Annotated in this window: 10 protein-coding genes; 5 read left to right on the forward strand and 5 right to left on the reverse strand. The window is 67.6% G+C overall.

All coding sequences use genetic code 11. The annotated features are described in order from the left end of the window. Positions 1 to 238: 238 nt before the first annotated feature. Positions 239 to 3,178 carry an ATP-binding protein gene (locus tag ACM9LZ_RS07555; protein ID WP_416618764.1) on the forward strand — a complete coding sequence of 980 codons (2,940 nt, stop codon included), beginning with the start codon at positions 239 to 241 and terminating at the stop codon, positions 3,176 to 3,178. A gap of 228 nt (positions 3,179 to 3,406) precedes the next feature. Next, complete coding sequence (locus tag ACM9LZ_RS07560) at positions 3,407 to 3,859, forward strand: RrF2 family transcriptional regulator (RefSeq protein WP_416618765.1); 453 nt, start codon at positions 3,407 to 3,409, stop codon at positions 3,857 to 3,859. 14 nt (positions 3,860 to 3,873) lie between these two features. Here the strand turns inward: ACM9LZ_RS07560 and ACM9LZ_RS07565 are convergent, their stop codons facing one another. From ACM9LZ_RS07565 to ACM9LZ_RS07580, 4 genes are all read right to left on the reverse strand, one after another. Beyond that, positions 3,874 to 4,269 (reverse strand): response regulator, encoded by a 396-nt coding sequence (locus tag ACM9LZ_RS07565; RefSeq protein WP_416618766.1) that lies wholly within the window; start codon positions 4,267 to 4,269, stop codon positions 3,874 to 3,876. Beyond that, positions 4,266 to 7,826 carry a response regulator gene (locus tag ACM9LZ_RS07570; protein ID WP_416618767.1) on the reverse strand — a complete coding sequence of 1,187 codons (3,561 nt, stop codon included), beginning with the start codon at positions 7,824 to 7,826 and terminating at the stop codon, positions 4,266 to 4,268. The genes ACM9LZ_RS07565 and ACM9LZ_RS07570 overlap by 4 nt, the downstream gene beginning before the upstream one ends. A 238-nt stretch (positions 7,827 to 8,064) precedes the next feature. After that, complete coding sequence (locus tag ACM9LZ_RS07575; RefSeq protein WP_416618768.1) at positions 8,065 to 8,256, reverse strand: hypothetical protein; 192 nt, start codon at positions 8,254 to 8,256, stop codon at positions 8,065 to 8,067. A gap of 111 nt (positions 8,257 to 8,367) precedes the next feature. Next, a complete protein-coding gene (locus ACM9LZ_RS07580; protein WP_416618769.1) occupies positions 8,368 to 8,868 on the reverse strand; it encodes a hypothetical protein in 501 nt (166 codons plus the stop codon). Positions 8,869 to 8,910: 42 nt separating this feature from the next. Here ACM9LZ_RS07580 and ACM9LZ_RS07585 point away from each other — a divergent pair, with 42 nt between their 5' ends. Both ACM9LZ_RS07585 and ACM9LZ_RS07590 read left to right on the forward strand, forming a co-directional pair. Then, positions 8,911 to 9,171 (forward strand): hypothetical protein, encoded by a 261-nt coding sequence (locus ACM9LZ_RS07585; protein ID WP_416618770.1) that lies wholly within the window; start codon positions 8,911 to 8,913, stop codon positions 9,169 to 9,171. Positions 9,172 to 9,290: 119 nt separating this feature from the next. Then, positions 9,291 to 9,608, forward strand: a complete 318-nt coding sequence (locus ACM9LZ_RS07590) for a hypothetical protein (RefSeq protein ID WP_416618771.1) — start codon at positions 9,291 to 9,293, stop codon at positions 9,606 to 9,608. Positions 9,609 to 9,909: 301 nt separating this feature from the next. Here ACM9LZ_RS07590 and ACM9LZ_RS07595 read toward each other — a convergent pair whose 3' ends face one another. After that, positions 9,910 to 10,638 carry a YjbF family lipoprotein gene (locus tag ACM9LZ_RS07595; RefSeq protein WP_416618773.1) on the reverse strand — a complete coding sequence of 243 codons (729 nt, stop codon included), beginning with the start codon at positions 10,636 to 10,638 and terminating at the stop codon, positions 9,910 to 9,912. Between the two features lie 10 nt (positions 10,639 to 10,648). Here ACM9LZ_RS07595 and ACM9LZ_RS07600 point away from each other — a divergent pair, with 10 nt between their 5' ends. Beyond that, positions 10,649 to 13,588, forward strand: coding sequence for an SLBB domain-containing protein (locus tag ACM9LZ_RS07600; RefSeq protein ID WP_416618775.1), 2,940 nt, complete (start codon positions 10,649 to 10,651; stop codon positions 13,586 to 13,588). Positions 13,589 to 13,592 lie beyond the last annotated feature (4 nt).

Consider the following 13,592-nt stretch of genomic DNA (forward strand, 5'->3'; position numbering starts at 1 on the left):
GAAACAGGGGGGCCTCCAGCTTTCAGTTCCACCCAGCGCCGGGGCGGCTCTCTGGCCAAAGGAAAGCCGCTTCGGGCCATGTCCCGCCCCTGAAAGCGAGGCCATCCGACGTCGGATAAGGGGACATGTCTGGGTTTCCGCAGCGCCCCCCGACCTAACCTTCTGCACCCCCCCGCGGTGCGGTACATTTGTTAATCAAGAATGGTGTCCTGATGTGACGAACCCTGCCGGGGTCTCGATGCCCTTCGCGTCCAGAAGGTTGCCGCTCGTTTTCCTGATATCCCTCGCCCTGTTATGGAGCGGGGTGGGGTTCCTGCTGCTGCTGGAGCGCGACCGCGTCATGGAACAGGCGGAGCGCGATGTCGCCAATCTGGCCCTGGCGTTCGAGGAGCAGTCCTATTGGGTGCTGTCGAGCGTCGATAACCTGTTGCATACCGCGAAGGCGGAATATGAGGGCGATCCCGGCGGGTTCGATATCCCCGTCTTCCTGCGCGAGCATGCGCTGCCGGCCGGCTTTTCGGTGCAGATGTCCATCGTGGGGGCCGACGGTTATCTGCTGATGTCCAGCCTGGGCATGGGGCCGGACGCACGCATCACCAACTATCTGGACCGGCCGCACATCATTGTGCATGCCCACCAGGATACGGGCCGCATCTTCATCGGCGCCCCGATCGTGGGGCGGCTTTCCGGCAAATGGTCGCTGCCGATCAGCATCCGGGTCAATGATGGCCAGGGCCGGTTCGCCGGGGTCATCACGCTGGCCGCCGATCCCTTCTATCTGTCCGGCTATTACCGGCGGCTGGATCTGGGGGCAGAGGGGGCCGTGTCCATCCTGGGCACCGACGGGATATTGCGGGCCCGTTCCACCCCGTCCGCCAGCCCTGATGGCCCGGCGGGCCTGGGCCGGACGCTGAACAGCATGCCCGTTGCGCGCCTGACGGAACAGGCACCCGCCGCCGTACTGGAACAGGTCAGCGACCTCGACGGGATCGAGCGGGTCACGGCCATGCGCCGTATCCGGTCCTACCCGCTGGTGGCCACGGTGGGGCGCGGCGTGGACGAGGTGCTGCGCCCCTGGTGGTCGCTGGTCTGGCGGGCCGTGGGCGCAGCCGGGCTGGCCAGCCTGGGCCTGACCGGCCTGTTCTGGATGCTGTGCCGTGAGGCACAGCAGCGCCTGCGGCAGGATCGCGATATAGCAGAGGCCAACCGCCTGCTGCGCCTGGCCGAACAGGTGGCGATGGTTGGCCATTGGCGGCTGGAGATCGCCAGCCGCCGTCTCACCTGGTCGGACGAGGTCTATCGCATCCATGGCCTGTCGAAGGACCTGTTCCAGCCGACCCTGGAAAAGGCGCTGACCGCGTATCATCCCGATGACCGGGGGCGGGTGCGCGAACTGGTGGCAAGCGCCATGCAGACGGGCAGTTCCTATGAGATAGCGCTGCGGGTGGTGCGGCCGGACGGGGAGATCCGCCATGTCGTCACGCGCGGCGTGGTGGAATTCGGGTCCGGTGACCGGCCCATGGCCCTGTTCGGCGCGCTGATCGATGTCACCGACCGCACCCATCAAGAAGAGGCGCTGCTGGCCGCGCGGCGCGAGGCGGAGGCTGCTGCCCGCGCCAAGACCGACTTTCTGGCTACCGTCAGCCATGAATTGCGCACCCCGCTGAACGCCGTGATCGGCTTTGCCGACCTGTTGCTGACGGCCGACCTGCCGGAGGCCGAACGCCGCCGTTACATCCGCCTGCAGGCCGAGGCGGGGCGCACGCTGCTGACCGTCATCAATGATGTGCTGGACTTCTCCAAGATCGATGCCGGGCATCTGGCGCTGGAGGAGGTGGCCACCGATACGGTGGGCGTGCTGCTGACCTGTGCCGAGCTGGTCCGCCCCATGGCGCAGGAAAAGGGCCTGAACCTGCAGGTGGACCTGGCACCGGACCTGCCGCCCTGGCTGCTGCTGGACCCCACGCGGGTGCGCCAGGTGCTGCTGAACCTGCTGAACAATGCCACGAAATTCACGCAGGCCGGCTCGGTCTCGCTGACGGCCGGCGTGCTGCATGATCCGATCGGCGGCGACCGGTTGCGCTTCACCGTGGCCGACACCGGCATCGGCATCCCCCAGGACCGCCAGGCCCACCTGTTCGAGCCGTTCCATCAGGCCGATGCCTCCACGGCGCGCCGTTATGGCGGCACGGGCCTGGGGCTGGCCATCTGCCGCCGTCTGATCGGGCTGATGGGCGGGCAGATCGGCTTTTCCAGCGAAGTGGGGCGCGGCAGCCTGTTCTGGGTGGAGATCCCCCTGCGGCCAACGGAGCCGCCGGCCCATGCCCCAATGCTGCCGACACCAGGGGCAGGGGAGGCGACGGCGCCCGGCCGGCCCCTGCATGTGCTGGTGGCCGAGGATCTGCCCGTCAACCAGATCCTGGTCCGGGCCATCCTGGAACGGGCCGGCCACCGCGTGGATATTGCGGTCGACGGGCAGGCGGCCCTGGACGCCGTGCAGCGCCAGTCCTTCGACCTGATCCTGATGGATGTGCAGATGCCGGGCATGGACGGGCTGGAGGCCACGCGCGCCATCCGCGCCCTGCCATCGGCTGTCGGGCGCATCCCCATCGTGGCGCTGACCGCCAATGCCCTGGCGTCGGAGGTGGAGCGCTGCCGCAAGGCCGGCATGAACGACCATATCGCCAAGCCGATCGAAGCCGAGCACCTGCTGGTCACGCTGTCGCGCTGGTCGCAGCGCATCCATTCCGTGACAGGCGAGCCAGGGGACGGCGGCGACGGTGCGGATGTGAAACCGGGCGGCCCGCCCCGCCTCGCCGTGCTGTCCGCCGATCTTCAGGCCCAGTTGGAAACCCTGATGGGCCGGGGCGCGCTGCTGCCCATGATGCAGGAACTGATTTCCACCCTGCGCACCCGGTTGACGGTGGCGCTTGACCCGGCCACTCCGCTGGATGTGGTGCGCACCCACAGCCATGCCACGGTGTCCCTGGCCGGCAATTTCGGCCTGATGGAGCTGTCGGCCACGGCGCGCACGCTGGAACAGGCCATCGATAACGGGGAGGACCGTGCCGCCGTCACGCTTCTGCTGGACGGGCTGGCGCCGGTGGCCGAACGGGCCCTGTCCGCGCTGACCGCACGGATCGAGGAATTGTCGGCCCCGCTGCCGGCCGGGAGCTGATACCCTGTGCCTTTGATCTCGACGTAATCGAGATCAAAGGCTTTGGCGGAACAAGCCGCCGCGGCTTTGGCGGCACAAGCCGCCGCCGCGTCCGTCGGCGCGGATATCAAGGGGCATTCTCCATGCCCCCTGGTATGAAACCGGCCGGGCCGTCCAATCAAGGACTTGCCATCCGGCGCCGGAGCGCCCATGAAAGGGTGATCGTTCCGGGCCGGGAAGCAAATTGCGATGCTGACACAACGGGCCAAATACGCCCTACGCGCCTGTATCCATCTGGCAGACCATTTCGAAGACGGTACGACTGTCCAGATTGCGGAGATTGCGGCGGCGGAGAATATTCCCGCCAAGTTCCTGGAGGCGATCCTGCTGGACATGCGCAAGGCCGGGCTGCTGCAGAGCCAGCGCGGCCGCCATGGCGGCTACCGTCTGGCCCGCGCGCCGGAAAAGCTTTCCGTAGGCGACATCATCCGTGTGATCGACGGTACGCTGGCCCCCATCCGCTGCGCCAGCCGGCTGCGGTTCGAGCCGTGCGAGGATTGCGAGGATGCGGCGACCTGCGTCATTCGCTGGGCCATGCTGAAGGCCCGCGATGCCATGGCCACCGTGCTGGACCGCTGCACCCTGGCGGAAGCCTCCCGCCGCCGCCGGTCGATGAGCCATCCGCTGGATTTCGTGATCTGATCCCGGCGGCGGGGTCACGCCCCGCCATGGTGACGGTTCCACAGGCTGCGCACCTGATTGGCCAGGTTCATCGGCTCGAACGGCTTGGCGATGACATCGATGACGCCCAGCGCCCGGAAGGCCTCGATCTCCCGCGGCTGGACCTTGGCGGTGATGAAGATGACGGGGATTTCCGTGGTTTCCGGATCGGCCTGCAGCGCGCGCAGGGTGGACGGACCATCCATCCCCGGCATCATCACATCCAGCATGATCAGGTCGGGGCGGAAGCGCTTGGCGGTGTCAACGGCCTTGGTGCCGCTGTCGCAAAGCTCCACCGTGAAGTTGCCGATGCGGGTCAGGGCCAGATTGGTGACGACGCGCAACATTTCCTCATCCTCAACATAGAGGATACGGTCCAGCGCTGGGATCATGGTCCAATCTCCACTGAGGCCGAAGGTATGACGACACCTTCCGCAGGCGTCATCCTATGTATCAGGCTGCGGATGGTTTGAACCAGTTCTTCGTTGCGGGCGCGCGATTTCACCAAGGTGGCCGCCACCTGGCGGAGACGGACGGGTCCGGCATCGGCCGCCGTGAAGACGACGATGGGGACCGGCCCCCCCTCCGCATCGCGCAGATGGGGGATCACGTCCAGGCCGCAGCCATCGGGCATGTCGATATCGACGATACCCACATCGAACGGGCCGGCGGCGGCCAGGCGCAGCGCCTCGCCCAGGGTGGGCGCGGCCACCATTTCCGTCTGCCCGGACAGGAGATGGCGGACCACGGCGCGCACATCCTCGTCATCCTCCACATGCAGCAGGCGGGGGCGCTGTCCCGGCCGGGAAATGGCGGCTGCGCGGCGCAGGGCAGAGAGAAGGCGCGGCTCCTCGATCGGCTTGGTCAGCCAGTCGATGATCCCCACCGCATCCCCTTCCACCGCGGCGCGGCCGGCATCACCGCTGGCCGTCACCACGATGATGGGCAGTTCGCGCGTTTCCGCCCGGTCCCGGACGGCCCGGAACAGGGTCAGCCCCGGCAGGTCGGGCAGCATCAGGTCCAGGGTCATGGCATCGAACCGGTGCCGTTCCAGCATGTCCAGCGCTTCCGCCGCCGTGGAGGCCACGCTGGTGGCATAGCCCGCCCGGCCCAGCATCAGGGCCAGCAGCCGCCCGATATCGGGGTCATCCTCGCAGATCAGGACACAAGGGGCATGATCCGCCGCTGACGGTGGCAGGGCCGGCAGATGCAGCACGGGCGGCAGGGCCGCCGACGGGGCCGGTGGCAGGTCGATATGGAAACGGCTGCCGGCTCCGGGCTCGCTGTCGAAGCCGATGCGCCCGCCATGCCGCTCCACAATCTCGCGCGTGATGGCCAGCCCCAGCCCGGTGCCGCCCCGGTCGCGGCTGTCGGACCCGTCGGCCTGGGCGAAACGCTGGAATATCCGCTGGCGGAACGAGGGATCGATGCCGATACCCTGATCGGCAATCGTTACGCGAACGAAATGATCCCGAAGCGTTTCGGCCGACAGGGTTACGGTGCTGCCGGCGGGCGAGAATTTCACGGCATTGCCGATCAGGTTGGCGAAGGCCTGGGCCATACGGTCGGCATCGGCCCGTACACGGGTGCGGAGGCGCGTGCCCGGTTCCAGCCCCGGACCGGGCAGCAGCCGGATGCCGGCCTTCTCCGCCAGGGCATTGTTGTCCCGTACGGCCCTGTCCAGCAGATCGTCCAGCGCCTGCGGCGCCCAGTCGAAGCGCATCTTGCCCGAGGCGATCTTCTCGATATCCAGCAGATCGTTGATCAGGCGGATCAGGCGCTCGGTGCTGTCCTGCGCGATATCGGTCAATTGCCGTGCCTCCCCCGGCAGGGGGCCGAACAGGTCGGAATTCACCATCCCCAGGGCCGCGCGGATAGCCGTCAGCGGCGTGCGCAATTCATGGCTGACGGTGGAGATGAATTCCGATTTCAGCCGGTCCATCTCCTTCAGATGGGCGATGTCGTTGGCCACGCCGAGGAAACCCTGGATCTCGCCCCGCCCGTCGCGGATGGCCGTAACGGACAGCAGGACGGGCACCCGTTGCCCGTCGCGCGCGATATAGGTCCATTCACGCTGGTCCGGCTTGCCCTGCCTGGCGCGGTGGACCAGTGCCTCGAACGGATCGGCCACGGGCCGGCCCAGGCTGGCCACCAGCTTGGCGAGGGCCTCCGCGATTTCATTCTGGTCATGGAACAGTTTCGGCGTTTCCTTGCCGACAAGGTCCTGCGCCCGATAGCCCAGCATGCGCTCGGCCCCGCGATTGAAGGCCCGGATGATGCCGACGGGATCGGTCGCGATGATGGCATTGTCGGCGCTGTCGACGATGGCCTGAAGCTCCGCGGTCAGGCGCCTTGTCTCGGCCTCAGCCCGCTTGCGGGCCGTGACCTCCTCGGTGAACATCACGATGCCGCCGATGCCGCCATCCAGGTCGTGCCAGGGATGCACCTCCCAGCGCAGCCAGACGGTGCTGCCATCGGGTTGGGGAAACGGGTCCTCGGCCGCCGCCGCCTCCCCGGCCAGGCAGCGTTCCAGCACGGGCCGCCAGTGGGCGGCCGCGGCGGGAAACATGTCGTAATGGCAAAGACCTGTCAGGTCCCGGTCCTCCAGCCGGTAATCCTTCTGCCAGCGCCGGCTGACGGCCACAAAGCGCATCTGGGTATCCAGCATCGCGATGGCCGTGGGCGCATGACGGATGAACAGGTCCAGCAGCCGCTCGCGCCGGCGCAGCGCCTCGGCCAGGGCCTCTCCTGCCAGATGGACAGCACGGAAGGCGGTGGCCGCCCGCGTCAGGTCGCCGATTTCATCAGCCCGCGTGATGTGGGGCAGGGAGACATTGGTCTCGCCCCGGGTAATCTGCTCGAACAGGCGGGTGACCCCTGTGAGTGGTCGCAGCACACGGCCATGGACCAGCAGAAGCGCCGCCACGCCGCCCGCCAGGGCCAGCAGGCAGATGACGGCGCTGCGCACCAGCAAGGACGCGGCATCGTCGGACAGGGTGCGGGCCCGGTCGGTCACGACGCGCAGCGTGGCCGATTCCACCTGCCGCAGCGCATCCACGGCGAGGGAGGCGGCTGTATTCCATTCGTCCACCACGGTGGGATCATGTGCCCCGGACGCCAGCAGGGCGATGGCGCGCCGCCGCTGCGGTTCCAGATGGGTACCGATGAGCCTGTCGGCCCTTTCCACGGTCTGACGGACCAGGTTCAGCCCGTCCGCATCCTGCCCGCCATCGTTTCGTGCCACGCGCTGGCGCAGGCTGTCCCAGGCCAGGGTGAAGCGGGTGCCGCTTTCTGTCAGGGTCTGCAGGGTCGGCACGGCCCCCCGCGCGGTCAGCGCCCCCGTCAGCAGGGGGCCGGCCCGCTCCACCTGCTCCGCCGCGTCCGATGCGGCATAGCGCAACGCGATCTGTGCAGCCAGCACATCATCCATCACCACCGTGTGGTCATCCAGCATCTGGTGCAGCAGCAGGGCATGGCCGACCATGCCGTTCATGGCACCGAACCAGCGGTCGGCCCAGGCCTGGGGCCGGTCTTCCCATGGCAGGGTCAGGGTGTCGTCCATCTCCTCCCGCTGGGCGGCCAGACCGCGGCGCAGGCTCGCCAGCCCGGCCCGCAGGTCGCCGATCCCGGCTTCCGACAGTTCCGATGCGGGCAGACCGGCCGTCAGACGGTCCAGGGCGCCATCGGTACGCCGGCGCACCTCTTCCAAAGCAGGGAGATCAGGGATGTCCTCCGGCGACCGGTGGGCCAGACGGTCGTAGCCGTCGCGCCGTTCCGCGGCCATGGCCGAAACCGTTTCCACCAGCAGCGCATGCAACGGGTCGGCAGCCAGCGCGCGGTCGGCCGCATGTTTCAGCGCCCATTCCCGCGATAGCCCCAGCACGGCCAGCGCCGTCATGGCGCCAGCAAGCAGCAGGATCAGCAGCGGGATCAGCACACGAAGACGCATGAACGCCCGTTCCGGTCGGTGGGAGCTGCGGAATGCCGGCCTGGGGATGCCGGCTCCCGGTCCGACCCGTCCCAGGGACCATAAACCTTACCGACCGGCATACGCCAGACGAGAGGATGAACCCTATCCGGAAGCTTATGTCGTGCATAGGCGCCCAGGGCGCCCATGCGAGAAAAGGCCAGAATCCCTGAACCCGCAATCCCTGAACCCGCCGGGGGTGCGACCGCCGCCTGCGGCGTTATTCCAGGTAGCCATCCACCTCGGCCGCGGCCCGTTCCAGGGGCCAGTTCAGGCGCTCGATGATCTCGTCGATGGCGTCTTCCGCCGTCAAGGACCCCCGGCCCAGCCGTTCCAGGATGGCATCCAGGGTTGCCTCCTCCTTGGGGCTCGGACGTCCATAGGGCTTCAGAATCTCCAGAATACTGCTCATCGACTCCGCCTGTCCTTCAGATGGCCGGTTCCGGTTTCGCCGGAAGAGGGGGGAGATTACACAGGACCATCGCCGCTTGGCCAGAGAAGTTCGGACTGTTCCACCTGTGAATCAGCCCGGGGAAAGGTCCATCAGGTCCGGCGCCTCGCTGGCCAGCCGCTGCGACAGCTGCTCCACCCGCTCCAGCAGGCCGGCATCCAGGCGGCGCGCCACCGCCTCCTCCTCCTGCCGCAGGGCCACCAGCCGCTTCACCCAGCGTTCCGCCACGAAGCGCGTGCCGATGGGCATATGGGCGATGCCGGCAACCATGCGCTGCAGCCGCGGTTCCACCGCCGCCAGGTGCAGGTTCCACAGCGCCACGGTCAGTTGCGCCAGTTCCGCCTCCACCTGCCGGCGGCGCTCCTCCTCCATGGACCGGACATTGACCTGAAGGACCGAGGTGAAGGCGGCCACAGCCTCGAACGCAGGGGCCAGCGCCTTGAACTGCCGCAGTGCGGTGGTGACGTCCGGCGGTATGGGCAAGCCGGCGCACCGCCCCTGCAGACGGACCAGATCCTCCTGTAGCAGTGCCAATTGCAGCCGGATAGTCCGGTCGCTGGACTTCTTCTGCATCGGTCTATCTCCTTTGATATAGGTATAAACCGAATCGCCAGGATGTTCAGCGTAGAAATGGCGCGTGATGGCGACAGGCACGGCCAAGTAATGGCGACGGATGTTCAGCCGCCCGGCCGGCGCCGAGTGCCGTTGCGGCGCGGCAATGATGACGATTATGTGGTAGACCCCTGGGGGCAGCATTGCGCAGCCCGCTTCCGCACCAGCCACGCCATGCCGGGGGTTGAACATATATTTTCATTTATTTTCAATATGTTATATCATGTTTCCCGAGGAAACGAAAAACCCTTGCGCGCCCGTTGATTGTGGCTTTCCGGGCAGCCTTGTGGAAATTTCAACATCGCTTCTCTCAAGAACCCTCTCGCAACGCGAAAAAGAAATGGTATAAGGCTCAGCAGTCCAACCTCTGGGGAATTTTGCCAATGAAAAAGGAACTCCTGGCCCTGACGTTCGCCATCGCCCTGGGTGCCGCTCCGGGTGTCGCCAACGCACAGACCACGACTGAGGCCGCTCCGGCCGCCGCGTCCACCGCTTCCGGCTCCGCCGCCGGCGCTGGCGCTTCCGGTGTCGCCCTGGGTTCCCTGGGCACTGTTGCCGTTGTTGGCGCCGTTGCCGTTGCCGGCATCGTGGCCGCCGCTTCCGGTGGCGGTGATGAAGAGGCCCCGGGCCCCGGCCCCGGCCCCGGTCCGGGCACCCAGACCACCCCGCCGGCCACGGCGACGACGACAGCGTCGAACTGATCGTCGGTCGTTCCGCACAGGGTTCGCACCAAGGGGCTGTGGACTTGGACATGGAATTGGGACCTCCGGCGTCATGCCGGGGGTCCTTCCTCTTTTCAGGCCTGCCTCTCTTCCGCCGGTATCCTGCCGATCTTTCATGAGGGTCCTGGGTGAAGGTCCTGACCGACATGCCAGCGGATCGACACCGCAGGTCGATGCCGGAAACAGCATCTGGCGCATTCCTGTCGGGAATGCCGGTGGAACGGGGTCTTTCCTGCGACCCTGCAGGCCCGGCCCCGCTGCGGAAAGGCCCTGTCACCGGTCAGCCGGCGGGCTTCGTCACCTCGATATTGACGGCGCCGGTGCGGTCGTGGATGTGCTGGCGCGATTTCCAGCAAAAGCCCGTCTGCGGGTCGATCCAGTAATGGTTCTCGAACGGCTTCATCCCGGCGATCTCCACCTGCTCACGCAGATGAGACAGCCTGTGGGGCCGGTCCAGGATCGTCACCGTCTCCTCCCCCAGATCCGTCCATCGGCCGCGAACGGCAAGATCGAACAGGCCGGCCGCCTGGATGTCGATGAACCGGACCCATTCCTGACCGGCCAGCCGGCGCAGATCGGGCACCTTGTCATCGACAAAGCGGGTGCGGGACAGATCGCCGGGCAGGCCCACGGTCTGCACCAGGAACGGGCCGCGCGTCACCAGAACCTGGCGGGTCTGGCTATAGTAATAGTGTGCCCCATTTCCGCCGATTTCGCCCAACACCATGAAGGCCTTGCTGCTATCTTCCAGCCAAGCCAGAATCGATGCATAAGGCAGGGCGTCCGCCTGTTCACGGGTAACAGGCGACCCACCGCCCACACCGCCGACCGCCGCCACAGTTGCCCAGTACGGAGATTCAGTGTTAACCAGGGCACATCCAGACAGGGCGCTGGCCGGTAGCGTGCTGGCCGCGATCAGGCCCAGGCACTGGCGGCGGCTCAACCGGGCCGGAATGTCTGCCGGATTGTCTGCCAGAATGTCTCTGGGGTCGCACTTGGGAAGTGTCATGGAGAACTCGATGCGTCGTGTGTTCAGGGGGGCCGTCACCGGACGGCGCCTGGGGTTGGGTCTAGCATGTGCGGCCCTGCTTGTCAGTGTCGCGATGCCGGTATCGGCCCAGACCATCGAGTTGCCGAACGGCACCATCGATCTGCAGCGGCTCCAGGGACAACGCGGTGACATGGATGGGAACTACACTGTCCCGTCCGCCCTGGACCGTGCCCGGTCGGGCAGCCGGTATGACGATCCGCGCCTGACCGACCCGTCGCGCGGCACCCCGTCCCGCTTCGATACGCGCGACCCCGCCGGCTATTACGGGGCCGACACCGAGCTGGCGCGCCCGTCCGCCCTGGAGCAGCAATATTCCCAGCGCGCCGGCCGCAGGCTGGAACAGTTCGGCTATGACTGGCGCCATGACGGGCGGCTGGTGGCCACCGGCCTGCTGAACGGTGCCGTGCCTGAAGATTACGTGCTGGGAATCGGCGACGAGCTGGTCGTCACCCTGCGCGGCCAGGTCAACAGCACCAGCAGCGTGCGCATCGACCGCGAGGGCCGCATCGTGCTGCCCAACATGGCCCCGGTCACCGCCGCGGGCCGTTCGTTCGGTGAATTCCGCGACGATCTGACGGCCCAGGCCCAGGCGGCGTTCCTGCAGACCAACGTGTTCGTTTCCGTCGGTTCGGTGCGCAGCATCGGCGTGCTGGTCACGGGGGAGGTGAACCTGCCCGGCCGCTATACGCTGACCAGCTTCTCCAGCCTGATCGACGCCCTGACCCAGGCCGACGGCATCCGCAAGTCGGGCAGCCTGCGCAACCTGCGCATCATGCGCGGCGGCCGGACGGTGGCCATCGACCTTTACGACGTGCTGCTGGGCACGCGCACCGTCAACGACCTGCGCTTGCAGGACGGCGACCAGATCATCGTGCCCGCCATCGGCGACACGGTGGCGGTACAGGGCGATGTGGTCCGCCCCGGCATCTATGAATTGAAGTCCGGGCAATCCACCGTGACCGGCGTGCTGGAACTGGCCGGCGGCGCGCAGCGCGCCCGCGGCAACCGGCTGGATATCCTGCGGCTGGACCGGTCGGGCCGCAACCAGGTGCTGCGCAACGCGGCGCAGGGCGCCCGCATCCTGGCCGGCGACATCCTGCGCGTCGAGCTGCCGCGCGACGCCTTTGCCGTGGAAGGTGCCACGGAGCTGCCCGGCGGTCGTGGCCTGGCCGAGACCAAGACCCTGCGCGACCTGTTGTCCGATCCCTATGTGCTGACGGCCAACCCCTATCTGCCGCTGGCGGTGATCGAGACGGAGGACCCGGCCACGCGGCAGCGCCGTTATGTGCCCGTGGACCTTCTGCGGGTGCTGGACGGCTCGATGAACGTCTCGCTGCGCGAGCGCGACAGGGTGATCTTCCTCAGCCAGACGGATATCCGCTATCTGGGATCCGCCGATGTCCAGGCCGTGCTGCGCGGCGAACAGCCGCCCAGCCTGAAGCTGGCCATGGACAACCAGTTGATGGGCGAGAAGCTGGCCGTCAGCGGTGTGGCCGGCGCCGCCGGCGCGGCCTATCCCGGCACCGCGCAGGCGGCCGGGAACAATGGCGCTGCCAACCGCACGCGCGGCGAGGCGCAGCAGCAGCCATGGCGCGGCAGCGACGATGCCTATCGCGGCGACCGTCCGCTGGACCCGCTGCTGGTCAACCCCGATCTGGCGGCGGCGCGGTCGTCGCGCCGGCTGATCGGCACCTATGCCGACCCGCAGAATCCGGCGGGTATCCGGCTGATCGAATCCGATATCGAATGCGGCGGTCTGCAGACGCTGGCGGCGCTGGCGTCGGAGGGCCTGCAGCAGCGCTATTCCGTGGCCATGCGCTCCGGCGCGCGCCGGTCGGAAGACAGTTCGGTGATCGATGTCCGGGCCTGCCCCGCCGTCTTCAACCGCCATCCCGACCTGCTGCCCTTCCTGCTGGAATATGCCGTGTCCGTGGAAGGCGAGGTGCGCATTCCCGGGGTCTATCCCGTGGTTCCGGGCGCCCGCGCCGACAGCCTGCTGAAGGCCGTGGGCGGCGTGACGCTGGATGCCGACGGCGAGGCGGTGGAGGTCACGCAGGCCAATGGCCAGCGCGCCACGGGCATCAGCCTGCAGCAACTGGCCACCAGCACCGTCGGCCCCGGCGATGTGATCCGCATCAGCAGCCGCGTGTCCAGCCGCGAGGTCGGCGTGGTCCGCGTGGCGGGCGAGGTCGTGCGCCCCGGCCGGTATGACATCAAGCGCGGGGAGCGCCTGTCGGAATTGCTGCGCCGTGTCGACGGCCTGACGGCCGAAGCCTATCCCTACGGCGCCATCTTCACGCGCGAACGGGTGCGTCAGGCCGAGGAGGCCGGCTATCGCCGTGCCGCCCTGGAACTGGAACAGTCGCTGCCCAGCGTGCTGGCCGCATCGTCGGGTCAGGAGGCCGAGCAAGCCCGCCAGGCGCTGCCCTTCCTCCAGGGGCTGATCGGCAGCCTGCGCGCCGCGAAGGCGGTGGGGCGTGTCGTGATCGAGGTCGATCCCACGGTCCTGGCGGCCCGTCCGGAGCTGGATTTCGTGCTGGAACCGGGTGACACGCTGCTGATCCCCAAGCGGCCCTCGCATGTCACCGTCTCCGGCGAGGTGCTGAACTCCAGTTCGGTGATGTTCAGGAGCGGCCTGTCGGCCCGCGATTACCTGCGCATGGCCGGCGGTGCCACATCGGCGGCGGAACTGTCCGATGCCTTCGTCATCTATCCCAATGGCGAGTCCGAGCCGCTGCGCCTGGGCCGCTTCAGCGATGGCAGCGTTCCCATCCCGCCGGGGGCGACCATCGTTGTTCCCCGCGATCCGCAGCCCTTCAGCTTCATGACCATGACCCGCACGGTCGTCTCGCTGCTGAGCGATCTGGCCCTGACGGCCGCGTCGCTGGCCGTCATCAACAACAACTGATCGG

The organism is Niveispirillum fermenti (assembly GCF_048066175.1).
Taxonomy (GTDB): Bacteria; Pseudomonadota; Alphaproteobacteria; order Azospirillales; family Azospirillaceae; genus Niveispirillum; species Niveispirillum fermenti.